The following is a 25284-nucleotide window of genomic DNA, read 5'->3' on the forward strand; positions in this document are numbered from 1 at the left end:
TGGTTATGGTTTCTCTCGTAGCCGAGATCAAGGAAGGCCCGGCAGAGATGAACTGCCAGGCAGCGGCACCCGCAACTGCAGTTCGCAGGACGGTGCGGTGGTGGAGTTTCGAAGCCAGAGCGATTGCAGGACGGCGACGGGACTGACGACCGGACCGGGTGGCCCGCAGTGATCAGGGGCCGCCAAGAGCAGTACCGCAGTTCGCAGTACCAGCAGTGCGCTTCTCAGCAGCACCTCGGTAAAGGCGTCGGCTGCGGGCGCGCGTACCGGGAAGTCCGGCAGTGGGGTTCCAAGCCAGAGCAGACGCAGGACGGGCGACGGGGCTGGCTGCCGAAGAGTGGCGCTGTTCGAGGCCACCAGCAGTACGCAAGTGATCGGGCCCAGAGGGACGAACGGAGGAGCCAGGCGCCATCAGGATCGCCCGGGCGGAGTGTTGAGCCCGGGTACCGCAGGACATCGATAGTGAGGTGGTCTCCGGTCAAGCAACCGCGATCCCCGCACCCCCGACGCCGCTCAGGTCGGGTCTGCGGAAACAGAAGGCCGACGCAGGATCAGGGTCGGCAGATGGTGTAGCAGTTCCTTCGGGGCCCGGGTGCCACATAGCACCCGGGCCCCTCCAGCGTGTTCCACAGAGAGGTGCGATGACAGCAGACGCTTCCTACGGCCGTCTCGATGACGACGACTACCCCGCCTACACCATGGGCCGGGCCGCCGAGATGCTCAACACCACCCAGGGCTTCCTCCGCGCCATCGGCGAAGCCCGCCTGATCACACCGCTGCGCTCCGAGGGCGGCCACCGCCGCTACTCCCGGTACCAGCTGCGCATCGCCGCCCGCGCCCGGGAACTCGTCGACCAGGGCACCCCCATTGAGGCTGCCTGCCGCATTGTCATCCTCGAAGACCAGCTCGAAGAAGCCCAGCGCATCAACGCCGAACACCACCGCGCCGCCGAATCGGGGAACCCATAGGCCGCCCCAGGCGTATGCGTATCCGGAAGCGGTCGAGCAGCCACACCGATTCCCCCACCAGGCTGAAACGGGACCTCGTCAAATGCTGAATTCACCGCGTGCGGCGGGGATACGGATCGCGGGTCCGGACTTGAGCGCGGGGATCTTGCTGTAGCGGGCGGTGTGATACCAGCTGTTGGCCGACGTGGAAGTGTCAGTGCTTCCGACACCAGGAGTGTCAGTGGGAACGGAGTCGCTGAGCGCGACTGTGGTCGCGCTCAGCTGACGATCGGGCTGCGGCGTTCGACGAGGACGACGTCGCGCCATCGCCCGCGGTGGAGGCCGATGCGCTCGCGGGTGCCGATGACGCGGAACCCGGCCTTCTGGTGCACGGCGAGGCTGGCGGTGTTCTCTGGGAAGATCCCGGACTGGACCGTCCAGATCCCGGCGGCATCGGTAGAGGCCAGCAGGGCAGTCAGCAGGCTGAGCCCCACGCCACGGCCGCGGGTTTCGGGGGCGACGTAGACGGAGTGTTCGACTGTGATTCCGGGGTTCATAGTCGGTGTGGCATTGCGGTTTGAGCTGGGGTGTTGGGGGTTTTCTGAGAAATGACAGGGCGCGTTCTGGTACGAAGTGGGGTGATGGCGGGGCTTCTGGCCTGGGGTTATTCGTGGTTGGTTGATAACGGTGGCGTGGTGTTGGTGGTGGTTTCTGGCATCTAAAGATCTGGTGCGTGTTTGCGCTGGTCAGGGGCTTGGTGCGGGGTCGGGTCTGCCGGTCCAGTACAGGGCGGTGTCGATGTCGCGGGCCGTCCAGCCGTCGGCGCGTGCCGCGTCGTGCTCGAGGAGGTTGTCGAGGAGTTGCATGTAGCGGCCGTAGCGTCCCGGTGTGAGGGTGAGGCCGAGGGTGTCGAGGGCGTGTTGGACGCGGCGGTCGTAGACGGCCATCCGGTGCGGTGCTGCTGCGGTCAGGACGGCTGAGGCGAGGGCGTCGCCGGTGCGGAAGCCGGGCAGTTCCCAGATGATGCCGCGCCCGGTGCGGGCGGCCTCACTGCGCGGGACTGTGGTGTCGCGGACGGCGGTGACGGCCCGTTCGGTGACGGCTCGCACGTGGGTGTCGGGCAGGGACAGGAGTGCTGTCACCCAGCGGGTTTGTGCGGAGAGCCGTTTCCAGACGACGAGGGCTGCGATGTCTGTCTTGCCGAGGCTGCCTGCGTGCTGGGTTCGCTGCGCGACCTCATGGAAGACCTCGTCGTAGTGGGGTGAGACGCCGGCCAGGTAGCTGGCGCGGGCGGGGACCAGGATGTCCCACACCCGGCCGCAGAGGGCGGTGACGTCCTCGTCAGTGGGCGTATCAGCACTCTTCTTCACGTCCGCATCATGCCGTTCTGGCCGGTCGGTGGGTTCGGGGGCGTCTGTGTTCTTCGGCGAGGTGGTCGAGCTGGATGGCTTCCGCAGCGTCGGCGGGGCCCAGCGGTTCCTGTCCGCGTCAGCGGCATCTCACCCCACTTCCGACCCCGCCGCCACCTGACGACCGCACCCGACTACCGCACCGAAATGCGCCACCGCTTCACCATCTGGAACGAGATCACTGGGGCCGCCAGCCTGCCTGCTACGCCCTGAGTACGGAGCCGGAGTCCGGCCCCACCACGCCCTCGCCCGACAAGTTGACAACGCCCGCTCTCGCCCTGCCGGGCCGCCGCCTCGGTCGTGCCCCGCAGGTGGTCGAAGAACACCGCCCTGTCCGCGGCCGCCAGCTGCGGCGCGGCGGCGACCGGGCCGCGCCTCGGCCGGTGTAAGCGTCCGGCGAGCGCTGGCGGGACGGTGCCGTTCAGCGCCCAGGCCAGCATGTGCGCGGTGTCCCGGGTGTGGACCCACCCGGCCAGCGGGTGCGGCCCGCCGGCCTCGCCGTCCAGTCCGGCCGCGATGATCCGGTCGGCGTCCATCGCCGCGTCCAGCCACGGCACCCAAAACGGCCCCGCCGTCAGGCGGGGCCGATTCGGTGTGGTGATCGACAGCGGCATCGACTTCGACGCGACCCTCACCGGTGACCGGCTCACCCCTGCGCCTGCGAGCGGCCTGGTGACACCCACACCACCCGGCAGGCGCGCTTCTTCGCGCATCCGGCCGTGCTGGGCGGTAAAGCGCTCACTGGCGCTGCCGGAGCTGCTCGCGCGACGTCTTGTCTACGCGTTTGTCGGCGCCGCTTGCTGCACGACCTCGAAGGACCACAGTGTGGACCCGCTCGCCGCCGGCTTGGGACGTTCGCCGCTCTCCGCGTCACTGCCCTGGTGGGCGGCCTTCATGGGACCTTCCATCCAGGCTTGGAAGGACTCTTCGTCACGCCACCGCGTGTAGACGAGGTACTTGTCGGTGCCTTCGACGGGGCGGAGGAGTTCGAACCACTCGAACCCATCGGAGCTCTCCACAGCATGGGCACGGGAGGCGAAGCGCTTCTCCAGCGTCTCCCGCTGCTCGGCGGGGACGGTCAGTACGTTGATCTTGACTACGCTCATGGCCTCATCCTGCCGCACGGCGGTGGGCAGACGAGGAGCGGCTCGTGCATGACGCGGTTCCGCGGGGCGCCGCCCGGACCGGACCGGCACCGGGCACGTGGCGGCGCCCGCTGCTACGCCGAAAGCTCATGGCCGCAGCGTACGAAGTACGTGATCGCGCGTGTAGCCCCTGCCGGTCAGCCGGCGTCGGTGTCTGGCCGCAAGGCCGTGAATCAGCCCGCCCACCCGATATCACGGACCTCGATCGCTCCGGCGTGCGGCGTGTACTGGATCCAGCAAGACCGTCGCCCAGGCGCGCCGCGAGGGCCGCACGGGGTCCGTCAAGAGTGTCGTCAACCTATGAGCACCGGGGCGGTCGAAGATCATCCGTTCAGGGCGTGCGTCGTGGTGCCTGCCGCAAGCTGCGCTGACTGGGCTTCATGGTAAGGGCGTTGACCTGGGCCGGGATCCCGGGCGGCTGCTGTCCGGCGGCCTCCCCTCCGGCCGTTTTCCCGGGAGTTCTCGTGTATCAGAAGCTAGGCCGTGCTCTCGCGCTCGCCGCTGTGGTCTGTGCACCGCTCTCGCTTGCCCCCGCAGCAGGCGCGGTCCCGCTGCAGCACGCCGCCGTGGCCAAGAAGGACTACGTCTCCCTCGGGGACTCCTACAGCGTCGGTCAGTTCCTGCCGGACCTGGTGACCACGGACGACTACTGCGGACAGTCGACCTCCAGCTACCCGCGCCAGCTCGCCCGCGACCCGCAGTTCTCCGCCGTCTACGACCACGTACGGGACGTCACCTGCGGCGGAGCGACCATCGACAACAATTTCGGAGGCGTCCTGCGCCCGCAGACCGGGTTCGGCGGCCCGCCCGTCCCGGTCCCGGACGACGCCCCGGAGAAGCCGGCCCAGATCGAGGCCCTGAACACGGACACCGATCTTGTGACCGTCGGGATCGGCGCCAACACCTACCTGATCAGCGAGGTCGGACTCGACTGCGCCCGGCGTGGCGCGCTCGCATGGGGTCAGGGAACGCCGTGCACCGACCATTACAGGACCGACGGACTGTCGGACCTGCGCCAGCGCACCGAACGTCTGCAGCAGCAGTTCGACGAGATGATGCCGCGGCTGCACGAGCGGGCCCCGCACGCGACGTTCGTGTTCGTCGGCTACCCCACCATCTTCCCGGCCGACGGCAGTCACTGCCAGTTCGGCAACCCGTTCCAGGGAGCCACGCTCGCTCCCGGTGACATGGCGTTCCTGGCCCGTCAGATGGACCACATCAACCACATCATGAAGACCACCGTCGAGAAGTACGGCGACACCTACGTCGACACCGCGACCCCCAGCCGCGGCCACGACTTCTGCCGGAGCGGCTCCGACAAGTGGATGTTCGGCGCCTTCGGTAACGGCGTCGGCGAGAACGACCGCCCGGTCCCCACCACCCTCTTCCACCCAAACGCCGCCGGAGCGGCCAACCAGACCGCCCAGGTCACCCAGGCCGTCAAGAACCTCGGCCTGCTCGACTGAACCAAACCTCGTGCCAGCCCGGTCACGGTCCGCGATCCAGGCAGCGCCCGCGCAGACGAAGGTGATCGCGGCGCCCGTTACTCGCCACACGAAGCAGGCCCGGCTCCCCGGCCCGAAGGAGAGCCGGGCCGAGCGTGACCGGCCTGGCGCGAGTTTCTCGGTGGTGAGCTTGGCCGCCTGCTCTTGCTGTTCGACAGGAACACCCCCAACTTCACCTCGCTCCCCGCCGCCACGTAGCCCAGAGGGGGAGCAGCCCTGGGGTGCGATGCCGCTGGCCAGGGTCAGCGCATCCCGGGCCGCACAGAGTGCCCGGGGTGCGCTCAGGAGGAAGGCGGTGTACCCCAGCGTCCGACCCAGACCCCGAACACGCTCGACTTTCCGCTGACGGACCGGCAGGCCGCGGAGGCCGTGCGCGGGCGTGTGGATTGGAAGTTCCTCCTGGGAGGCACCGGGATCGCTGCAAGCTCCGCCGCCAGGGGCGTGCGGGCGGCCATCAACCGCTCAGCCCACGCTGCGCGCCGGCCGTTGTCGCTGTGTCCGTGAATGGTCACAGCAACGTCGTGGATCAAGGACATCCCGTTCTCTGGAGTACGACGTGATGCATGGTGAGTGAACAAGCAGTTCACAGACGTCAGCTGCTCCGACTCTTGGACGGACCCTTCCTCATGGCCTCCCTGCGTACCCGTTCCGTTCTGCTCGCCGCCGCTTTCGTCGCCGGGACCGCGCTGCTGACGGCCTGCCAGAGCGACACCGCCGGCACAGCCTCGTCGGCCGCCACGGCCACCGCCTCTTCGACGAAGGTGGCTGCCGAAGGTAAGGGCTCATCGGGTTCGGACAGCAACGCCGAGGTGCCGGCCTCCTCCGGCAGCAACTCCGGCAACTCCGACGCCAAGGCGCCGGCCGCAAAGAGCGGCTCCAGCGGTACCGGTAGGAGCGGCTCGGGTTCCGCCCCCGAGAGCGCCGGCGACGGGGACAGCCAGGGCAAGGTGGGCAAGGGCGTGAGCGGTACGTGGTTCGGGAATGTGTCGTACCTGGCGCCCGGCAAGTACACGGTGTCCGGCCCGAAGGGCGAGGAGCAGGCATTCTTCACGGCCGATGACACGGAGATCTGGGGCGCGGGTGACATCTGCGGCGACGAGAACGACCAGTCCGCCACCAAGTGCACCGAGCAGGAGCTGCAGGCTGCTGCGCAGAAGGGCGTCTCCGCCGAGGTGAAGATCAGCAACGGCATCGCCACCCGCATCACCGACGACCACTGACCCTTCAGCTACAGCCGGGACCCGGACCTGCGGGACTTCTGCCACCGTCAGCACCTGCCCCACGTGCTCGGCGTCGCGGTGGGCCTGCCCCTGGACGGACCGCCCGGAAAGCCCGAACGCGACCAGGCCCGCATGTGGTGGCCTGGATGAACGCAACCCGGAGATGCCCGCGCTGTCGCGCCGGAGGGTCAAGGGCCGGCGGGCCTTGACCCCGAATCCTGAACACGGGTTATGCGGCTGGTGCCAGCGTAGTTGGTGTGAGGTGGAGGGCGTTCTCGAAGGCGATCGGTGATCGTTGTCCAAGGTGGGAGTGTCGGCGCCGGGTGTTGTAGCGGTGGAGCCATCGGAAGGCGTCGAGCCGGGCCCGGCGTTCGTCGGGCCAGCTCTTTCGTCCCTGCAGGGTCTCGCGTTTGAAGGTTGCGTTGAAGGACTCGGCGAGTGCGTTGTCCGCGCTGGACCCGACTGCGCTCATGCTTCGCCGCACCCCTGCTGACCTGCATGCTTCGGCGAATGCCCTGCTCGTGTACTGGGCTCCGTGGTCGGTGTGCATGATCGATCCGGCGAGGCTGCCGCGGGCGCGGATCGCCGCGGCCAGGGCGTCGGTGACGAGGTCCGCGCGCATGTGGTCGGCGATCGCCCAGCCGGCCAGACGGCATGAGGCGAGGTCGATGACGGTCGCCAGGTAGCAGAACTTCCCGCCGTCGATGGGCAGGTAGGTGATGTCGCCGACGTACTTCGTGTTGGGCTTCTCGGCGCTGAAGTCGCGGCCGATCAGGTCCGGTGCTTTGGCCGCGGCCGGGTCGGGGACGGTGGTGCGGTGCCGGCGGCGCAACCGGACCCCTTCGATCCCGGACGCCCGCATAATCCTGGCGACCCTCTTGTGGTTGACCGCTTCACCGCTCGTCTCGCGGAGCTCGGCGGTGATCCTCGGAACTCCGTAGGTGCCGTCCGATTCCTGGTGAACAGCCCTTATCCGGGCGGCCAGCTGTGCGTCGGCCGCCTGCCGGGCAGCTCGGTCCGCAGCGGTCCGGCGCCAGTAGTAGAAGCTCGAGCGGCTGACGCCGAGGATGCTGCAGAGCCGCTTCACGCCGTATCGGCGGTGGAGGTCGGCGACGCACTGGAAGCGGTTCAGGAGCCGTAAATTAACTACTGCCAGTTTCGATCATGTTGTCGTGCCGCTCGATCACGCTCTTCAAGGCTTCGAGGGTGCGCGGTGGGTGGGTCTGGCGGGTGAGGATCGCGGCGAGGCCGGTCCCGCCGAACGCCAGTAGCGGCCTGGTCCTGTGGGCGTGATAGCTCAGCACGTTGCGGTCCCTGCCGATCAGTTGGCCTGCCAGCGTCAGGGTGACGGTGTTGCGGCAGTTGAGGATTGCGGCGAGGACCCGATGGCGGTGATCGAGGATCCCGAAGCCAGGGTTGCGTCCGCGTCCGTCACTGCCATCGTCCCGGCGCTCGGCATCTGTCAGGATCTGGCGGCAGGGTTCGAGCTGGTCCACGAGCTGGTCGAACTGGTCGCGGGACATGCCGGTCAATGCGGGGTGAGTGAGCAGGAAGGTGGCCTCGGGTGGGATGGGGGCTGCCAGCTTCTGTTCTGGTGAGGTCGGCGGGTCCTGGACAGCGTCGTGCGGGGCGATGGTGTAGTTCCACTCGCCGTGGAACTCGTCGCGCTCCACGCGCTGTTCGACTGCCTTGCGCTCGGCCCGGGTGAGCTTACGACCGGTGGGGTAGTTGTTCTCGTCCAGGACGGCACTGACGCTCAGCCCCGTGCTGGTGCGAGTGGCCGAGATCGTCTGGAGTAGGACTTCGTAGCTGGTCAGCGGCTGTCCGCGCAGGCTATGGGTGATCCGGGAGAACAAGCGGTGTTCGACCTTGTTCCATTTCGAAGTTCCAGGCGGAAAGTGCATGACGGTGATGTCCAGCCCGGAGTCGTCGGCCAGGACGGCCAAGTCCATCTTGAACAGGGTGGAGTCCGCCGAGTTCGCTCCGCCCGCATCGGCGGTGATCAGCAGCCGGGTGGCTCCGGGATAGTCGAGGCGGCCTCGACCGTTCCACCAGCGCCGGATGGACTCCGCCGCAAACGCGGCGGTGTTGCGGTCGGTGCCCACGTTCACCCAGCCGGTGTCCCTCCCCAGGTCATAGACGCCGTACGGAATGGCCAGCGGGGTGTCGGGGCGGGTGAAGTCATGGTCCGGGGCGGTGATCGGCTCACCTTTGGGCCGATAGGTGCGCCCGGGGCGGGCGAAGTCACCGATCGGCTCCTTGTTCTTCGCGTCCACACTCACCACTGGCAGGCCCTCGGCCAGGAACCGTTCGGCAGCGGCGTTGATGTGCCGGAACTGGGCATCACGGTCGTGAACCTGACGGCCGGCCCGGGTCTTGGCCATGCCCTGCAGGCTGAAGCCCATCTCATGCAGTAGGCCGCCCACCACCGGGGCGCTGACCGGGTGTCCGGCTTCGGTCAGTTCTCGGGCCAGGTCCCGCAGCGAGGCGGTGGTCCAGCGCAGCGGAGAGACCGGATCTCCCAGCTCGTGCGGCTCGATCAACGACTCGAGCGCCGCGGCCAGGCCCGGATCCCGCTCGGCGGCACTCTTGCGTCCACCGCCAGGTCGTCGCACTCGCCCCAGAACCTCCGCCTCACCCGCGAGCTCCTCCTGCCCTCGAGCGATGGTCGACTCCGACACCTCGGCCAGCCTGGCCACGGCCGTCACCCCGCCGTGCCCCAACGCCCCGGCCTCGGAAGCCAGATACAAACGCCGCTGCCGCTCGTCCAAGTGCGGCAGCACCGCGGCGAACTTCACATCCAGGACCGCCAGGACCTGATCCGATATCCCCATGCCAGCCCGTATACCACCGCACGCACCCGATCCGCATGGAAACTGGCAGTAGTTAATTTACGGCTCCTCACCAGCGCGTCTCCCCGGCGAAATACTTCGCCGCTTTGCGGAGGATCTCGCGTTCTTCCTCCAGCTCGCGGATCTTCTTCCGCAGAGCTGCGTTCTCCGCTTCCAGCGGGGCCGCGGCTGGGCCGGTTCTTGCGTCCGGCGTCCCCGTGGACGGCTTGCTCCGGCAGCCCTCACCCAGTTCCGCAGGGTCTCTGGGTTGATTCCCAGATCGGCGGCGACCGACCTGATCGTCGCGTCGGGCCGTGACTCGTACAGCGCGACCGCGTCCGCCTTGAACTCCGGCGGGTAGTTCTTCATGACCACGAGATGTCCGTTCTCAGATCCGCAGGATCCAGTGTCTCGTGTGTCCAAGATCCGGGGTCAAGGCCCCCCGGACACCCGCCCGCTGGGCGCTACTACCGGGCGGGTCGTTCCTGACCAGGATCAACGGGACCCGACTGAGGGTCATCGACGCGCACGTCGCGGTGACGACCGCCAAAGGACTGCGGCTGGAAGGCCACTACCGGCTGGCCACCACGCTGACCGATCACCGCCGCTACCCCGCCGCCGAACTGGTGGAGCTCTACCACGAGCGATGGGAGATCGAATCGGCGTTCTACTCGCTCCGCCACACCTTGCAGTGCGGTCTGGTATTGCGCTCCCAGGACGCGGCCGGGATCCAACAGGAGCTATGGGCTCATCTGACCGTCTACCAGGCACTGCGCCGGGCGATGGTCGAGGCCGTCGAGACCCTTCCCGGCACAGATCCGGACCGGGCTTCCTTCACCGTCGCCCTGGAGACTGAGGTTCCCCGTTGCTCGGGAGGTGCTGATCAGCTGGTCAGCTGGTCAGAGTGGGTTGACGGGTTTTCAGGTTGGCTCTTTTGGCCGCTGCCTGATCGGAGTAGTGCTTCTCCTCGAACTCGATCGGGCTGAGGTAGCCGAGCCGCTTCTGGATGCGCCGGCTGTTATGGAAACCGTCGAAGTACTCGAAGAGCGCGAGGTTCGCCTCGGCCCTGGTGGCGAAGACGCGGCCGCGGACGCATTCGGTCTTCGTCAGCATCCACAGATTCTCCGCCAGGGCATTATCGTAACTGTCGCCGACCGAGCCCATCGACGCCTCAATTCCAGTCCTCACAAGGCGAGTTGTGAGCTTGATGGACGTGTACTGGCAGCCGTGGTCGGCGTGGTGGATGAGCTTTCCGGGCTCGATCTCGCGGGAGGCGAGCGCGTACTCCAGGCTGGACAGAACCAGGTCGGCGTCCGCGCGGGCGGAGGTTTCCCAGGCCACGACCCGGCGGGAGAACGCGTCGCGGATCGCGGACAGCCACAGCGGTCCCTCGGCGGTCGGGATCATCGTCAGGTCGGTGACCCACAGCCGGTTCGGCCCCTGGGCGGTGAAGTCCCGGTTAACGAGGTCCGGGGCGAGCGCGGCCTTGGGATCTCGGCGCGTGAAACCGCTCCGGCGCGGGCTGAGACCCGCCAGATCGGCCTCGCGCATCAACCGCTCGACGCGCTTGCGGCCCACGTGGACGCCGTCGCGTTTCAGCATGGCGTGCACGCGCGGTGACCCGTAGACGCCCACCGGACTGGGTGTGGATCTCCTTGATCTGCTCGGTGAGCTCGACGTCGCGGCGCCGCCGCTCGCAGGGTTCCTTCTCGGTGCGGCGCCACTGTGGGTCCGTCAGGCCGAGGCCGATGGCGGCAGCCGGCCCGACCTGCTCGCCACGGCCGAGCGAGCCGAGCTCGTACAACTCCGCAAGGAAGCGGCTGAGTTACGGAGGGCAAACGAGATCCTGAAGGCCACCAGCGTGCTTTTCGCAAAGGAGCTCGACCAGCCCCGCACGAGGCCGACGCGGTGATCAACCACCTCCGCGATGACTTCGGGGTCGAGCCCGTCTGCCGGGAACTGGACCTGTCGATCTCCGCCTGCAACGCCCGCCGTAGATGGAGTCAGAACAGACCTACGACTGGAGTCGGCTGTCACACACGAAGCCACGAAACCACCGGATTTCTCCATCACTTTGGGGTCGACTGATCGGTGCTGTGCAGTTCAAGGCCCATGCACTCGGCGAGGCCTGCGGCGAGTGCCGATAGCGTCGGATGCTGCCAGACAAAGTTACTGGCGAGCTTGACCCCGAGGTCGGATTCCAGACGGACGCGCAATTCCATGGACAGCAGTGAATCGAATCCCAGCGCCTTGAGGGGGGTCTGCGGGTCAAGGGTGGTGCCGCCCAGCCGGAGAACTGCGCGAATGTGATCGGCCAAGTAGGTCTCAAGGGCGGTGCGCCGGGCGATGCCTGGCGCGAGGCCCGTGAGACGGGTCTGGATGTCGCGGGAGCCCTCCGGCACGTCCGCCGTGTGTTCGTTACCCGGGGTGAGGAGGCTGAAGAAGGAGGACTGCCGTCCGGCAAGGGGGATCCAGCTGCTCGGCTCCCCGGGAATCACCCCGGTCTGGACGCGTCCGTGCGCCAGGAGCGAGTGGAGCGCCAGTAGCCCCTTCTCGGTCGGGATCGTCTCGTAGCCCCGGCTGCTGAAGTCGGTTGCGACACCGGTCTCGCCCCACGGTCCCCAGTTGACGGCGAGCGTGGGCATGCCCTCGCTGGTCCGCCAGGCGGCGAAGGCATCGAGCCAGGAGTTGGCGGCGGCATACACGCCCTGCCCGGGGTTGCCTAGCAAGGAGGCCATGGAGGAGAAGACTACGAACCAGTCCAACGTGTGCGTTGCTGCGGCGTTGTGCAGATTCCATGCGCCGGTGACCTTAGGACTCCATACGCGCTTCAGCTGGGCGTCGTTGATGTTGGTGATCGCGGCGTCCTCAAGGACCATGGCGCAGTGCATGACACCGCGCAGGGGCGTCCGGTCATCAGTGGCGGTGGCCACAAGGCGTTCGGCGGTTCCCGGTTCGGCGATGTCGCTCAGTACGACGGTGATCCGGGTACCGCCGGCGGACAGCTCCCTGATTGCGCGCGCGGCGGCGAGGGTGGGAGGTGTGCGACCGTTGAGGACGATGTGATTCGCACCCTTCTCGGCCAGCCAGTGCGCGGTCGCCAGGCCGAGGCCGCGCAGGCCGCCCGTGACGATGTAGGCGCCGTCGGTGTGAACGACAGGCGGCCCTTCGGGAAGGACCGCAGTGGTCTCCCCTCGGCTCGGGACGGTGAGGACCAGCTTGCCGATGTGGCCGGCGCCGGCCATCAGACGGAAGGCGTCGGTGGCCTCGGAGAGCGGATATGTGGTGCAGAGCAGTGGCTTCAGGCGGCCTTCGGTGAACTCGGTGAGAACCTCACGCAGCACGGTCGCGAACATATCGGGCCGGGTCCGCTGGAGTTCGATGAGATCAATGGTGCTCATGGTGATGTTGTGTCGGAAGGGGGCCAGCCCGACAGGGGCGTCGGACAGGATGTCCCGTACTCCCAGTTCGATGAAGCGGCCGAAGGGCCGAAGCGTCTCCAATCCTGCGCGGATTGCCGCACCGGAGAGCGAGTTGAGGACGACATCGACGCCTTGGCCATGGGTGGCGTTGCGGGTCTGCTCGGCGAAGTCCAGGGACCGGGAGTCCATCACCCGGCTGATCCCGCTGCCCCGTAGGTATCGCCGCTTCTCTTCGTTGCCGGCTGTTGCCAGCACCTCGGCGCCGAGCAGCCGGGCGACGGCGACCGCCGCCATGCCGGTTCCCCCGCTGGCCGAATGGATCAGGACGCGTTCCCCCGCGCGTAGCCGGCCGACGTGGTGCAAGGCGTACCAGGCGGTGAGGAAGGCCGTGGGCAGTCCTGCCGCGGCGACAGGATCGAGCCCGGCAGGAATCGGGGCGACCGCGGTCGCGGGCACAGTGGCGAACGAGGCGAAGGCGCCGCCTTCGAGGTGAACGGCGAGCACTGGGTCGCCGACGCGCAGGTGCTCGACGCCGGGACCGACTTCGGTCACCAGACCCGCGCACTCGAAGCCCATCCGGTACCGGATGTCCTGTTCGCCGGGCAGGAGGCCCATGGCGGTGAGCACGTCGCGGAAGTTGAGGCCCGCTGCCTGGACGCGTAGCTCCACCTCGCCCGGTCCTGGAGTACGCCGCCCGGTCGCGGCGAGTTCCAGACTGCCGAGGTCCCCGAGCCGTCCCGCACGGAGGCGGAATCCGTCCGCCTCGTAGCGAACAGTGCGGGTGGCGGCCGTGACCTGTTCGGAGGCGGCAAGCGGGGCGTGATCGAGCCGGGCGATGTAACGGGTGGCACCTCGTAGGGCGATCTCGTCCTCGTGGCCATCGGCGAGCAGTTCGTCAGCCAGGCTCCGCAGGCCCGGGTCGCCGTGATCCGCGTCCACCAGCGTGGCACGCATATGCGGGTGTTCGAACGCCAGGACGCGGATCACGCCGCGCAGGGCACTTTGCTCAAGATCCACGGTCTCGCCGGTCTCTACCGCACGGGCGCCCCGGGTAACCGCGTACATGCGAGGGGGGTTGGAACTGCGAGCAACCGCCTGGGCTGTCCCAAGGATTCGTCGGGCACGCCGCTGGGCGCCCACGGTGGGATCGTCCGCGAGGGTGGGCGATGTACCGCACAGCATCACCACGGCGCGCGAGGGGGACGAACTGGCCTCCAGGTGGGTGCTGACGGATTCACCGAACGGTCCGAGCCGCTCATCTCCCAGCGGGGTGTCCCACGCATCGGCCCGAGCCCCGGCCTCACGCAGGATGCCGGCCAGCGCCTCGGCATCTCCCTGGCCCTCCCCGATGACGAGCCAGTTTCCGGGCGGGATCTGCGGGGTGGCCTGCGGACGTGGGACCGAATGCCAGCCGACCTCAAGGAACCACTTGTCGGCCTTATCGGCCCTGTTGGCCTCGTGCGGGCTTCGGCGTGCAAACTTCACTCCGTCGAGGGCCATCACTAGTTTACCCGCTTCGTCCAGCAGACGGACCTGCCCTGCGGCGCTGTCGGCCGTGGTCTCAACGATCCGCGCGTGGCAGTACACGGCCGTCGTGGGATCGCCCAGAATCCGTGCCGCCTGCACCTGGACGGGAAGAATCAGCCCCTGGCCGGCGTCCTCGACGGGCCCTGCGATCAGAAGTTGCAGGCAGAGGTCAACGAGGACCGGGTGAACCCGCAAGGAGTGCTCTCCGGCCCGTGCGGACTGCGGAACCTCCACGCGGGCCCAGAAGCTCCCACGGTTGCGGGAGGCGCGCAGATCCGTGATGCCGGCGAAAGCCGGACCGTGTTCCAGCCCCCGGGAATGAAGTCGCGCGTAGAGGGTTGCAGGGTCGACGGTGACCGGGTGCCTCCGGACCAGGGTGGCGACGGACACGGTGCGGGTGCGCGAAGGCAAGGAGAGGCGGCGCAGCACGGCGGAGGCGTACGTTACCCACTGGCCGTCATCACCGCGTCCGGAGATCTCGCATGTGGCGTGATCTGGGGCGATCATGGTGACGGTCGTACTGAGCTCGGTGTGTGCGGTCAGGCGCAGCATCTCCCGGAATGAGAGGTCCGTGACCTCTACGTCGGCGGGGGCGGCGTCGAACACCTCGCAGGCAGCGGTCAGTGCGACGGCGTAGTGAGCGGCGCCGGGCAGTACCGGGGTGCCGTGCACTCGATGGTCGGTCAGCCAGGGCAGCCCCGTGGTTCCGGCGTCCCCCTGCCAGCAGTGACGCAGTTGTTCGCCGGGTACCTCGGTGTGGCTGCCTGGCAGGGCGATGGCCGAGCGTGCAGCGCTCTGCTGCCCGGGGGCGGCCGGCTGGGCCGCATCCACCCAGTGGCGCTTGCGGTCGAAGGCGATGGTGGGGACATCCGCGAGGCCGGCCTGCGTGTACAGCGGCGACCAGTCGACATTCACACCCGCGCAGTGCAGGGCCGCGAGCTGGGTGCGGAACGTGGTGGACTCGCACTCCCCGCGGCGTAGCGTGGGCAGCACGACCGGTTCGCCGACCAGGTCGCCCAGGCTCTCGGCGACGGCGTGTGTGACCACTGGGTGTGGGGAGACCTCGACGTACACCAGGTTCCGGTCCGCGGCGGCCGCGGCGACCGCGGAGGAGAAGCGCACCGGGTTGCGCAGGTTGGCGCACCAGTAGGCGGCGTCGAAGGCCGGCACCTCGTGCGGGTCCTCCAGCACGGTGGAGTAGAAGGGGATGCTGGGGCGCCGGGGCGTCAAGCCGGACAGGGCGGTGAGGAGTTCGGGCAGCAGCGGGTCCACTTGCGGGCTGTGGGAGGCGACGTCCACCGCGATGGGCAGTGCCGGGATACCGCGGGCCTGCCAGGCGGTGACGAGCCGTTCCACCTGAGCGGTGTCGCCGGCCACGACGGTGGAGTCCGGCGCGGACAGGACCGCAACGGAGACGGACTCGGCATCGTTGGCGGCGAGTTCGGCCGTCACCGCGGCCTGGTCCAGCCCTACGGTTGCCATGGCGCCGGCTCCCGCGATCCGGGTGAGCAGCGCGGAGCGTCGGCAGATCACCCTGGCGCCGTCCTTCACTGACAGCGCCCCGGCTACGACGGCGGCCGAGACTTCTCCCATGGAGTGGCCGATGACGCCGGCCGGCTCGACTCCATGGGCGCGCCAGGTAGCGGCCAGCGCGATCTGCATGGCGAACAGGACCGGCTGCACCTTGGAGCACTCCGTCACCGGTTCACCGGCGCTCACCACGTCCAGTACGGAGAACCCGGCCTCGGTGAAGACATAGAAATCGACTTCGGCCAGGGCTGCCGCGAAGGCCGGTTCCTGCTGGAGCAGCTCGCGTCCCATGCCTGGCCACTGCGAGCCCTGCCCGGAGAATACCCATACCGGCTGCCGGGTGACGGTGACACTGGTCGGCCCTGACACCACGGCCGGGTGCGCCTGGCCCGCTGCGAACGACCTCAGTGCGTCGACCGCGTCGCGCTTTGAACCGGCGACGACTCCGAGACGTCCCCGCCCCGCGCTGCGTCGCAGGGCCAAGGTATACGCGACGTCGCGCAGCGGTACCTTGGCGCCGTCGCCCTCCAGCCAGTCGGCCAGACGCAGCGCGGCGGTTGGCAGTGCGGCCGGGGATCCGGCAGGGACCAGGACCACCTCGGGTGCGGCGGCAGGGATCGGTCGCTGACGTGGGAGGGGCGTTCGGTTGTCCAGTGGCGGTTGTTCCAGGATTACATGGGCGTTGGTACCGGAGAATCCGAAGGACGAGACCGCGGCCAGCCTCTTCGGCGCCTGTACGGGCCACTGAGTCAACCGGGTGGGTACGAAGAAGCGGGTCTTCTCTGCGGCGATGGCAGGGTTCCAGCGGGTGAAGTTCACGTTGGGGGGGATGAGCCCGTGCTGGAGGCACAGGACGGTCTTGATCAGTCCGGTGATCCCGGCGGCGGGCTCCAGGTGTCCGAGGTTGGTCTTGACCGATCCCAGAGCACACTGACCGTGGCCGGTGCCGTATACCTGTGCCAGGCTGGCGAACTCGATCGGGTCGCCGACTGGGGTTCCCGTTCCGTGAGCCTCGATCATCCCCATGTCCTGCGGGTCGACCCCGGCGTTTGTGAGTGCTTTTTGGAACAGGGCCCGCTGGGCGGTGGGAGAGGGTGCTGCCAGGCCGTCGGACCGGCCGTCCTGATTCACGGCGGAACCGCGGACGACGGCGAGGATGCGATCGCCGTCCCGTACGGCGTCGGCCAGGCGTTTGAGTACGACAGCGCCGCAGCCTTCACCGCGGACGAAGCCGTCGGCGGCGGCATCGAAGGTGTGGCAGCGGCCCGTTGGCGACAGCATTCCCATCCTGGCGAAGGAGAGGGTTGTTCCGGATCGGAGCATGAGCGTGACGCCGGCGGCGAGCGCGAGATCGCATTCGTCCTGGAGCAGTGCCTGGCAGGCCAGGTGGAACGCGACGAGCGAGGACGAGCAGGCCGTGTCGAGTGCCACACTGGGGCCGTGCAGGCCCAGGAGGTAGGAGATACGGCCCGCGGCGACGCAGTGCCCGTTCGTCAGAATGGAGCCCTCGAGTTCTTGGGGCTGCCCGGCGAGCTGATCCATGTAGTCGTTGTAACTGAGACCGGCGAAGACCCCCGTCGGTGAGCCCGCCAATTGATCCGGTGGCAGCCCGGCATGTTCTAACGCCTCCCAGGCCACCTCCAGCAGCAGCCGGTGCTGGGGGTCGAGTACGTCCGCCTCGCGGCCGGAGACACCGAAGAAGTCCGCGTCGAAACCTGACACGTCGCTCAGGTATCCGCCCTGCTGAGAAGGTGTGGGCACGCCTGGGGTCCGTTCAGCGCCGGTTTGTGTCCAGAGTGCCTCGCGTCCCGGCGGCGGATTCCCGACCGCCTCCCGCCCCTCCGCCAGCAGCCGCCACAGGGCCGCGGGAGAGTCGATGTCGCCAGGAAGCCTGCAGCCCATGCCAATCACAGCGATGGAGTCCGTTGCTTTGTCGGAGGGATGCCTGTGTCGACCCACGAGGGTTCTCCTTGTCGATTGGCTGCGCAGGGCAGAGGGAAGTCCCCGCCTCTGTTTGACGGTTCACCCGGGCTTGTGGCGCGCGTGTGCCCACCGGGGTCGGACAGGCGTCGGGGAAGGACGAGGGTTACCCGGGGCGGGCCTCAGACGTCGGGGCTTCCCAGGAGAATCGCGCTCTTCACTCCGCCGAGCTGGTAGTTGAAACTCAGCGCGTAGTCGAAGTCGAGAGGCCGGGTGAGTACGCCGGGAACGGGGTCGAAGGTGAGGTTGTCCGCGGGCTGCTCGCAGTTCGCGGTGGGGCACACCTCGCCGCGCTCCATCATGAGCAGCGTCAGAGCCACACCCAGGCATCCCGCAGGCGCACCGTTGTGTCCGAAGCAGCCTTCCTGAGACGTCATCAGCAGGTCTTGTGCGGCGGATCCGTACAGTTCCTTGATCGCGTTCGCTTCGAAGGTCGTGACCACCACGTTGCCGTCGCTGCCGCCATGGACGTAGGGCACCTGGCCGATATCCCAGCGGTCCCCGAGGCACCGGCGGACAGCGGTCACCAGCTCTCTGCCCGTCTCGTCGGACGCCAGGGGGTTGGCCAGCCCGTCCCGAGTCGTGGCCTGGGCGAGCACCTGACCGTACAGATGAGCGCCGCGCCGGGACGCGTGCTCCCGGCTCTCCATGATGACGGTCACTGATCCCTCGCCGTGGTTGATGCAGTCGGCACGCCGGTCGTACGGGCGCATGAGGGAGTCGAAGGACGGCAGGAGCGCGGGCATGTCGTCCAACCGGATGGTGTCGTACGTCTTCTGCGCGCCCCGCAGCAGGCGCTGAATGTTACTGATCAGTTTGACGCTGAAGATGTCGACGCCGGTCACGACGGCGACATCGACCTCGCCGTCGGCGATCATCCGCCGGGCGTTGCCGATCTGCACCGCGGATGAGGCGCAGCCGCACGACACCGTGAAGTTGGGGCCTTTCGAGCGGGCCAGCGCCCCCTGAACCAGGGCGACGTCGGAGGGAGTGACGGACTGTTCCGCCGCGACGAAGAGTTCCATCGCCTCTGTCATGCGAGTGGTCTCGGGGTCGGCTCGCAGCACTGCGAGGTAGCTGTCGATGTTCGCGTCCACGCCGCCGCGCCCGGCCAGGATCGCCGCGTCGGCCAAGTCGCCCGAGTGAAGATCCAGCTCGGCGTCCGAACAGGCCTCCGCCATGGACACCAGGCCGAACTTGTGCGCCGCGGTGTAGTGGCGTGAGAAGAACGGGGCGACGTCGGGGAGGCGTTCGTCGAACATCGCGTCCGAGAGGCCTACGGAGCCGTAGTAGGTGTTGCTCTGCAAGAGGCAGGAGGCCCCTTGGGAGGCGATGTTCCACAGGTCGTCTGCGGTGAAGACGGGTCGCCCGTCACCGGGAAGGCAGAACCCGATACCGGTGACCATGGCATCCCGCGCCTGCCGGCCGCTGTCCGAGAGGGGGGTCTCGCTCACGACACACCTACGTGTAACAGAGAAGTCGTCATTTTGATCCCCTCCGGATCAGTTGGTAGCACCCACGCGTAAGCGGTGTGTGCTGTCGGGAAAGAGGTTCCATATCGCAGTCAACAGATTCGAACAGGTCCCTATTCGGCAATGTATGTGCGGTAGATCCAGCGATAGACCGGCAGCAGTTCGCCACCAAATTCGGCATAGTGATCCGCGAACTCGAAATGTTCATAACCATTCCCGCGGGGGACCGTCACTCTCGTTTCACCTTTCAGTGATGTCACTTCCCAGGTCGAAGGAGATTCCTCCGGTCCTCCGCTGAGCATTACGCGAATCGATTGAGGCATATCACTCTCCAGTTGGGAGAATTAGCGCTGCGTGTTCAGCGGAGGCGTCTGTTCGATTGCTTTCCGCCGTGCCGCCTCAAGCGCAGCCGGAAATGCTTCCACCACAGAACGGTGAGTGTCACGAAGCCGCGCAGCTGGTCCAGGAATCCCATGCGCGGCGCGTCACTCTTCAGGACGCGGGGGCTGGCTCGGAGGGGGCGCGGACGATATCGGCGGCCGACCTCGAAGCGGGGTGAACGTCCCGGCGCCACAGCCGGCGGCGTGTGCCGTAGCGACCGCATTGACCAGCGTGACCACACGGCGCAGCGCGAGGGTCCGGGCATGGGCAGCCGTCGGGGTCATGGCCCGCCCCGATGGCGGGAGACGTATGCCGATGAGGGATGGAACGGTACAGAGAGCTCGCATGGCGTCCCTTGACGAGGTGATGCGAGCTGCCTCTTCCTTGCCGAGGGGCGCTCAGTGCGACAAACGATCTCAATGCCGCTCACCACTGGCTGGCCAGTTTTGCGGCGGATCGTCGGTTGCCACGCTCCCCGGAGAGGAGGGCAGCCCACCGGTTGGATTCAAAACGGTTATCCCACGGAGTCAGATTGCCTCGCAATGAGACCGACGACAGTTCACCCGTGTGGCGTAATTTGCAAAATGGACGAACACTCACTTCCCGGCGAGCTCTCCAAATCTCGCCTCACCGGGCCCTGATGTCGGGTTCGTGGCGATTTGCCATCGAAATGCCGCGACTGAAGCGAAATGGCACGCACCGAAAAATTGCCCCAAAATATCGACTGGTTCGGTGAAAATGACCTTCTCGTGGCTGGCGCGATCACGGCGGCACCCGCCAGCCCGGCCCTCTCCCGGATCAAATTGTTGACTGGGCTAATCGGGTGACTAATTGTCGCAGGGGTTGATGTCGGTTCATTCATTGGGGTTACTGAGAGTTGTTAACCGGTGGGCCGTCCATCCTTCTCCGGGGAGCTCGGCAGTCGGCCCGCCCGTTACGGCCCTCTTTCCTGGGTCTCGGCGAGTGGTGCCGCCGTCCGTGTGGTTGTTCCGGAGAGCGGTCGATGGGTGTTCCCGGTCATCGGCTGGTCAGGCGGCCCGTCCTGTTTGAAGCCGGGCGGTCGTGCTCGTGTCGTGGCTGATGCCCGTCGGCTCCCGGTTGCTGTCGAGTCCGTTCCGTCCCAGGCGGATTCATTGCCGGTGAGCCGTTGCCCGGTCGGCTTTCCCGGAACCGAGGGCGGTTCTTCTTCCCGCTCCTGACCCCGCGGCGGGCATCAGGGAGGTCTGGGGTCGGTCTCGGTCAATCCACGTGCGGATCGCAATGGTTCGTCGTACGCAGCTACTCTCGCAGGAGGACCCGTCATGTCCACATCCGTCATCTCGTCCGACCAGTCCCGGTCGGCTGCCCAACTGCCCTTCCCCCTCGGTCCGCTGCTCCTCGCAGTCCTGCCCGGCTCCGGGCCGGCCGCGGGCGGCAATACGGTTCAGCTTCTTGGGCTGGGCCTCAGTGGAGCCACCGGCGTTCTGTTCGGTACCACGCCGGCCACCGTCGTTTCCCAGGACGTTCTGGGGCTGACTGTCACGGTGGTGGTCCCGGCGCACGCCGCGGGCGTAGTTCCGGTCACTGTGACCAACAGCAGTGGTACGAGCAATTCTGTGTCCTACACCTACCTGGGCACGTCCACTCCTGTGCCTCCCACGGCCGTCAGCATCAACCCGGCTTCGGGCCCGGTCGTCGGTGCCACCCCGTTCGTGATCACGGGTGCCAACCTGACTGGTGGCACCGTCACCGTCAACGGAGTTGCGGCCACTGTGCTGGGTGCCGACCCGACCGGGACCCTGCTGATCGGGATCGTCCCGGCCGGCGCCGCCGCGGGCAACGTCCCGGTCGTGGTCACGACCGCGTACGGCTCCGCCACTGTCCCGGGCGGTTACACCTACGTCTGACCCCGTCACCTTTCCTCCGCCGCCATGTCGCACGCTGACTGGCCATGGCGGAACAGCGCCGGTCCGCGGGTTCCTTCCGCGGACCGGCGCCTGCTGGAAACAAGGGGCGACTCAGGGCGATCGGCCCGCTCGGCGGCAGTGGCGCCGAGGACGTGACGGCGGACTGTCCGTTGCGGAGCGTGCGTGGACAGCATCCGGCCGCTTCAGATCGGTCGGCCCCCGTTATCTTTTTCGCGGTCCTGCAACGGGACCGCTGGCCTCCGGGCCCGGCATGGCTTCCCCCCTTGTTGCGGTTGATGATCCGGGGGGTGGTGTCACCGGGCCCGGAGGCATCGACGGACCGCTGATGAAGGGCTTGAGCACCGGCTTCACCCGAACCGGAAGAGCTCTCCGTAACGTGGGTGTGGCAGCTCGGTGCCGAGGCAAGGCCGGACGAAAGCGTGATGGAGGGGCCTGCACGTGATCGACACCGGCGACATCGACATCTTCCTCGGCCTGGATGTCGGCAAGGGCGAACACCACGGCGCTGTCACGTTGTTGGGTGTGTGAGTGCCTGATGGTGTGTCGGGTGTGGTGGGGTCGGGTTCCGGCTCCGTGCTCAGGCCGCGGCGGGCAGGTCGGCGACGCCGGTGACCTGGTCCCAGATGGCGAAGCGGGTGGTCATCTCGGTGCGGTATTCGGGGGCGGTCATCAGGTGGCGGCGTGGTCGGAAGTGGGGTGAGATGCCGCTGAACGCGGACAGGAACTGCTGGGCTCCGCCGACGCTACGGAAGCCTTTCATGGCGCGTTCGCGCTGCCGGGTGGGCTGGTGGCTGTTCTCGGCCCGGTTGTTGAGGCCCTTGTGGGCGCGGTGCTCGACGGAGGGCATGACCTCTCGGTGGGCCGTGCCGTAGGAGCGGAGCTTGTCGGTGACGATCACCCTCGGCGCCGAGCAGGTTCTCTTGAGCAGTTTGCGGAAGAAGCGCCGGGCCGCGGCCTTGTCCCGGCGGGACTGGACCAGGATGTCGAGCACGTTGCCGTCGGTGTCAACGGCCCGCCACAGGTACTTCTGCTCTCCGTTGATCTTCACGAAGACCTCGTCCAGGTGCCCCTTGTCCCCGGGCCGGGGCCGGCGGCGGAGCAGGCCGTTGGCGTAGGCCTGCCCGAACTTCGCACACCAGCGGCGGACCGTCTCGTGGGAGACGACCACGCCGCGCTCGAGCATCAGCTCCTCGACCTCGCGGAACGACAGCGGGAAGCGGTGGTACAGCCACACACAGTGGCAATGACCTCGACCGGGTACCGGTGCCCGTTGTACGACGGCGATGCGCTGTCCACGGACGCCCCCTCCCAGCATGACCAACCAGAAGATCATCCCACCCGGTCAGTCAACGTGACAGTGCCCCTCGCCGCAGTCACTGTGCTGCCGCACTGTGAAGAGGGTCTTCTACGTTCGGACGTTCTACGATCGGCCCCTCAAGATCAACCCGTCCAGCCCAAGCCGCTCGCCGGCCCGGTGAAGGACTGGGATCTGCACCGGCACCCTCCCCGGGGCAAAGGGAGTGTGCGGATCGGTGAGGTCCAGGTCCTCAACTAGGCGGCCCGTACGTCGGGCCCGCCCCGACCACGGGCCCGACCACGGGCCCGGCGTAGGCCGACCACAGACCCGACCATTGCAGGCCAGGGTCAACACGCTGCTCATGGACCACGATCCCGGCCGCCGCTCCGGCACCCCGTTGCACGGGAGCCCGGCGGCCGGCGGGGTCGGTGCTGCGTTGCCCGTACGATGGCCGGCGTGACCGTCCGCCGTGCCCTTGGCGCAGGCCCCCAGGCTCCCGCGCCGCCCAGGCCGACCTGCTCGACGCTCTCCCCGGAGAGCGCCTGTCCGACCTCGACGAACTGCGAGCCCGAGGCGTGCTCGGCACGCGCCCGGCGGCGCCCCCGTCCCCGCGGCGGACCCTCAAAACCGGTGGCCGGACCGACGAGGAACTGCCCCACCATCCCGCCTGACACTTCCTCAGCGCCGCGATCAGCAGCGGCCAGTACGGACACCCTGCGCCCCCGGTTCACCTGAGGCCCCTTTGCCGTCGGGGGAGGGCCACCGGCTCGGTGCGGGCCGGAGCGTCATGCCGGTGGTGCGGGGTGTGTCGCGGCGGTCGGCGCGGCGCAGGAGTCGGTGCTCGCGGTGGTTGGTCCACCAGGTGAGGCGGTCGGGGGAGTCCTGGGGGAACAGGGTCTGGATGGAGGTTGCCGCCAGGACGAGGACCAGGCAGATCACGACGCCCCACCAGGGGGCGCCGGCCATTGCTGTGGCCAGACCGCTGACAGCGGTGACCGAAGCGGGTACCAGGTTCGGGGAGACAGCCATCGTTGGACCTCACTCACTCCTGTACGCGTTCGCCCCGTGCGTTCGCTGATAGCAGCCTCGGGCGGGGGTGTGCGTTGCGGGAGTGGGAACAGCCTGTTCCCGGCAATCGTCAACGCCCGTGATTTCGGGGCGTTTTCGTGTGAGGGTTTCCCTGCTGGCGATGGGGAACAATCACTCAGCCGTACTGTGCGGTGGGGCGCTGGGGGACGGGGAACCGGATGGACGATTCCAGAACCGAGGACGAGCCCGCGCCCTCGGTCGTCTACGCGGCGGCGTTGCGGGAGGTGGTGTCCGGCTTCACTGCCCGGGGCGGCACCCAGAAGGCGATCGCCCTGGCCGTGCACATCTCCCCGGCCGCGCTCTCCCGCTACCTCAACGGGGAGCGCGTCGCTCCGCCCGAGTTCCTGGATGGCCTGTGGTCCTTCCTCGCCGGACAGGACCACCCCTGGAAACAGAGACATACGCACGGCTGGAGGACCTGTGCGGCAGGGCGCATTCCGCCAGTGGCTCCCCGGCCGTCCGGCTCACGCAGGTCAGAAGAGAACTCGGACGCCTCCGGGAAGAGCAGGGCCGGGCGCAGCAGGTCGCCGAGACGAGACTGGCCGGCCTCGAAGAACAGATCAGCCGTCTCGCCCGCGAACTGGAAAAGGCACTCGACCGGGTCGAAACGCAGAACAACAGCCTGCGTCACGCCCAGGACTACAGCTACCAGATCGAAGCGGAACTCGCCGAGCAGCAGGAGCAGACCCGCCTGCTGCAGCGGGAAGTCGGCGTCCTGCGCGAGCAGAACCTGCGGCTCGTCGAGGAGCAGACACAGGCGGTTCCCGGGGTGTCAACGCAGGACACCAGCGTGCTGGCCGTCCCCGCCCGACAACCCGAGCAGACGACTCGCGCGGTTACATATAAAGGGAAAGTCCATTTGATACGGGGCGCCCAGGACCCGTTCGCCGCTCTCCCGGGCACCCGCAGGGCCGACCCTCCGGGCGCTCAGAATCCGTTCGCCTGCAGTGCCGGCCCTCCGCACCAGGACCCAATCTGTCAGGCCCCGAGCCCCACCCCCGAACCACCGCGACCCTTCGAACCACCCGCGAACGACGAGAAGCCCACGGGCGGGCGCAGCTTCTTCTGCGTTGCCCTGATGACGTACGTCAGCCTGGTGCTGTGGCTGACGTTCCTCGTTGCGCTGGCGGCCGACCCTGGCCCCAGCATCTTCATGATGTTCATCGCCGCCGCGGTCACCCTGCTGGGACCGTACTTCGGCCTGGGGGTGTTGATGGGGCTGTTGAAGCTGGACGAGTCGCGTCTGGGCAGGCTCAGCCAGGTGCTCTTCGCGGCACAGATCGTCACGTTCATCGCGTGGTGGACCATGCCCATGGGCCCTGTCTTTGGAGCCGTGGGCGTGGACACGGTCGCAGATTGGCTCGTCACCACGACGCTGCTGTAGCGGCCAGGGACATCCGGTGAATACCCGCCCACCACCCCGGCCGCGGTGGCCACGCACGTCTCCGGACGCCGCTGTACGCCACCGGGACGACGTACAGCGACGAGGACCAGGAGGACGACGCCGGCCGGGCGCACCCGTGTGCTGCAACGCTGCAACACCCGGAGCGGGCGTGGGGGATCGGCGCCATCCGCGCAGGTCCAGGCTGTTGCAGCCGCCCGCTGCAACACGGCCTGTTGCA

Annotated in this window: 16 protein-coding genes and 6 pseudogenes; 9 read left to right on the forward strand and 13 right to left on the reverse strand. The window is 67.9% G+C overall.

Annotated elements, in window-relative coordinates; translation table 11 throughout:
- Window positions 1–641 precede the first annotated feature (641 nt).
- Window positions 642–968, forward strand: a complete 327-nt coding sequence (locus J1C73_RS02840; RefSeq protein ID WP_207314928.1) for a helix-turn-helix domain-containing protein — start codon at window positions 642–644, stop codon at window positions 966–968.
- 257 nt (window positions 969–1225) lie between these two features.
- Here the strand turns inward: J1C73_RS02840 and J1C73_RS02845 are convergent.
- Together J1C73_RS02845 and J1C73_RS02850 are read right to left on the reverse strand one after the other, a co-directional pair.
- Window positions 1226–1486, reverse strand: a pseudogene (locus J1C73_RS02845) (GNAT family N-acetyltransferase); the annotation flags it as partial.
- Window positions 1487–1693: 207 nt separating this feature from the next.
- Window positions 1694–2317: a hypothetical protein gene (locus J1C73_RS02850; RefSeq protein WP_207314930.1), complete on the reverse strand. Its 624-nt coding sequence runs from the start codon at window positions 2315–2317 to the stop codon at window positions 1694–1696.
- Window positions 2318–2387: 70 nt separating this feature from the next.
- Between J1C73_RS02850 and J1C73_RS34425 the strand changes: the two are divergent.
- Window positions 2388–2569, forward strand: a pseudogene (locus tag J1C73_RS34425) (IS6 family transposase); the annotation flags it as partial.
- Here the strand turns inward: J1C73_RS34425 and J1C73_RS02855 are convergent.
- Entirely contained in the window at window positions 2491–2913 is a 423-nt protein-coding gene (locus J1C73_RS02855) for a hypothetical protein (RefSeq protein ID WP_242643625.1), read from the reverse strand. The pseudogene J1C73_RS34425 and the gene J1C73_RS02855 sit on opposite strands and share 79 nt — an antisense overlap.
- Window positions 2914–3132: 219 nt before the next feature.
- A complete protein-coding gene (locus tag J1C73_RS02860) occupies window positions 3133–3462 on the reverse strand; it encodes an antibiotic biosynthesis monooxygenase family protein (RefSeq protein ID WP_207314931.1) in 330 nt (109 codons plus the stop codon).
- A 503-nt stretch (window positions 3463–3965) separates the two neighbouring features.
- On the opposite strand from J1C73_RS02860, the gene J1C73_RS02865 reads away from it, so the two are divergent.
- Both J1C73_RS02865 and J1C73_RS02870 read left to right on the forward strand, forming a co-directional pair.
- Window positions 3966–4967, forward strand: a complete 1002-nt coding sequence (locus tag J1C73_RS02865) for an SGNH/GDSL hydrolase family protein (RefSeq protein ID WP_207314932.1) — start codon at window positions 3966–3968, stop codon at window positions 4965–4967.
- Between the two features lie 665 nt (window positions 4968–5632).
- Window positions 5633–6226, forward strand: a complete 594-nt coding sequence (locus J1C73_RS02870; RefSeq protein ID WP_207314933.1) for a hypothetical protein — start codon at window positions 5633–5635, stop codon at window positions 6224–6226.
- A 229-nt stretch (window positions 6227–6455) separates the two neighbouring features.
- Here J1C73_RS02870 and J1C73_RS02875 read toward each other — a convergent pair.
- The 3 genes and pseudogenes from J1C73_RS02875 to J1C73_RS35380 all read right to left on the reverse strand — a co-directional run.
- Window positions 6456–7361 (reverse strand): annotated as a pseudogene (locus tag J1C73_RS02875) (IS3 family transposase); the annotation flags it as partial.
- A gap of 7 nt (window positions 7362–7368) precedes the next feature.
- A complete protein-coding gene (locus J1C73_RS02880; RefSeq protein WP_207314934.1) occupies window positions 7369–9060 on the reverse strand; it encodes an ISAzo13 family transposase in 1692 nt (563 codons plus the stop codon).
- A 57-nt stretch (window positions 9061–9117) separates the two neighbouring features.
- Window positions 9118–9426, reverse strand: coding sequence for a transposase (locus J1C73_RS35380; RefSeq protein WP_207314935.1), 309 nt, complete (start codon window positions 9424–9426; stop codon window positions 9118–9120).
- A 62-nt stretch (window positions 9427–9488) separates the two neighbouring features.
- On the opposite strand from J1C73_RS35380, the pseudogene J1C73_RS02890 reads away from it, so the two are divergent.
- A pseudogene (locus J1C73_RS02890) lies at window positions 9489–9911 on the forward strand (transposase); the annotation flags it as partial.
- A gap of 37 nt (window positions 9912–9948) precedes the next feature.
- On the opposite strand, the gene J1C73_RS02895 reads toward J1C73_RS02890, so the two are convergent.
- Window positions 9949–10692, reverse strand: a complete 744-nt coding sequence (locus tag J1C73_RS02895; RefSeq protein ID WP_207314936.1) for an IS3 family transposase — start codon at window positions 10690–10692, stop codon at window positions 9949–9951.
- A gap of 10 nt (window positions 10693–10702) precedes the next feature.
- Between J1C73_RS02895 and J1C73_RS35860 the strand changes: the two genes are divergently transcribed.
- A complete protein-coding gene (locus J1C73_RS35860; protein ID WP_207314937.1) occupies window positions 10703–10969 on the forward strand; it encodes a hypothetical protein in 267 nt (88 codons plus the stop codon).
- A gap of 157 nt (window positions 10970–11126) precedes the next feature.
- Here J1C73_RS35860 and J1C73_RS02905 read toward each other — a convergent pair whose 3' ends face one another.
- From J1C73_RS02905 to J1C73_RS02915, 3 genes are all read right to left on the reverse strand, one after another.
- Entirely contained in the window at window positions 11127–17495 is a 6369-nt protein-coding gene (locus J1C73_RS02905; RefSeq protein ID WP_307797593.1) for an SDR family NAD(P)-dependent oxidoreductase, read from the reverse strand.
- Between the two features lie 143 nt (window positions 17496–17638).
- Entirely contained in the window at window positions 17639–18922 is a 1284-nt protein-coding gene (locus J1C73_RS02910) for a beta-ketoacyl synthase N-terminal-like domain-containing protein (RefSeq protein WP_207314946.1), read from the reverse strand.
- A gap of 179 nt (window positions 18923–19101) precedes the next feature.
- Window positions 19102–19311, reverse strand: a complete 210-nt coding sequence (locus J1C73_RS02915; protein ID WP_207314939.1) for a DUF5988 family protein — start codon at window positions 19309–19311, stop codon at window positions 19102–19104.
- A 1359-nt stretch (window positions 19312–20670) separates the two neighbouring features.
- On the opposite strand from J1C73_RS02915, the gene J1C73_RS02920 reads away from it, so the two are divergent.
- The gene (locus tag J1C73_RS02920; RefSeq protein ID WP_207314940.1) at window positions 20671–21255 is read left to right on the forward strand and encodes an IPT/TIG domain-containing protein; all 585 of its coding nucleotides are present in this window, start codon (window positions 20671–20673) and stop codon (window positions 21253–21255) included.
- Between the two features lie 598 nt (window positions 21256–21853).
- Here the strand turns inward: J1C73_RS02920 and J1C73_RS02925 are convergent.
- Together J1C73_RS02925 and J1C73_RS02930 are read right to left on the reverse strand one after the other, a co-directional pair.
- Window positions 21854–22521 (reverse strand): annotated as a pseudogene (locus J1C73_RS02925) (IS6 family transposase).
- Between the two features lie 742 nt (window positions 22522–23263).
- Window positions 23264–23602 carry a hypothetical protein gene (locus J1C73_RS02930; RefSeq protein WP_207314942.1) on the reverse strand — a complete coding sequence of 113 codons (339 nt, stop codon included), beginning with the start codon at window positions 23600–23602 and terminating at the stop codon, window positions 23264–23266.
- A 218-nt stretch (window positions 23603–23820) separates the two neighbouring features.
- Between J1C73_RS02930 and J1C73_RS35865 the strand changes: the two are divergent.
- A pseudogene (locus tag J1C73_RS35865) lies at window positions 23821–23997 on the forward strand (helix-turn-helix domain-containing protein); the annotation flags it as partial.
- Between the two features lie 20 nt (window positions 23998–24017).
- Entirely contained in the window at window positions 24018–25046 is a 1029-nt protein-coding gene (locus J1C73_RS34440; protein WP_242643622.1) for a hypothetical protein, read from the forward strand.
- The last annotated feature ends 238 nt before the right edge of the window (window positions 25047–25284 follow it).

The organism is Streptomyces laculatispora (assembly GCF_017353455.1).
GTDB lineage: Bacteria > Actinomycetota > Actinomycetes > Streptomycetales > Streptomycetaceae > Streptomyces > Streptomyces laculatispora.

Excerpts from the sequence above, each read along its gene's own strand:
- J1C73_RS02930 (WP_207314942.1), bottom strand. The coding sequence starts at position 23,602 with ATGGCTGTCTCCCCGAACCTGGTACCCGCTTCGGTCACCGCTGTCAGC.
- J1C73_RS02860 (WP_207314931.1), bottom strand. The coding sequence starts at position 3,462 with ATGAGCGTAGTCAAGATCAACGTACTGACCGTCCCCGCCGAGCAGCGG.
- J1C73_RS02880 (WP_207314934.1), bottom strand. The coding sequence starts at position 9,060 with ATGGGGATATCGGATCAGGTCCTGGCGGTCCTGGATGTGAAGTTCGCC.
- J1C73_RS02870 (WP_207314933.1), top strand. The coding sequence starts at position 5,633 with ATGGCCTCCCTGCGTACCCGTTCCGTTCTGCTCGCCGCCGCTTTCGTC.
- J1C73_RS02910 (WP_207314946.1), bottom strand. The coding sequence starts at position 18,922 with ATGGTCACCGGTATCGGGTTCTGCCTTCCCGGTGACGGGCGACCCGTC.
- J1C73_RS02920 (WP_207314940.1), top strand. The coding sequence starts at position 20,671 with ATGTCCACATCCGTCATCTCGTCCGACCAGTCCCGGTCGGCTGCCCAA.
- J1C73_RS02915 (WP_207314939.1), bottom strand. The coding sequence starts at position 19,311 with ATGCCTCAATCGATTCGCGTAATGCTCAGCGGAGGACCGGAGGAATCT.
- J1C73_RS02840 (WP_207314928.1), top strand. The coding sequence starts at position 642 with ATGACAGCAGACGCTTCCTACGGCCGTCTCGATGACGACGACTACCCC.
- J1C73_RS35380 (WP_207314935.1), bottom strand. The coding sequence starts at position 9,426 with ATGAAGAACTACCCGCCGGAGTTCAAGGCGGACGCGGTCGCGCTGTAC.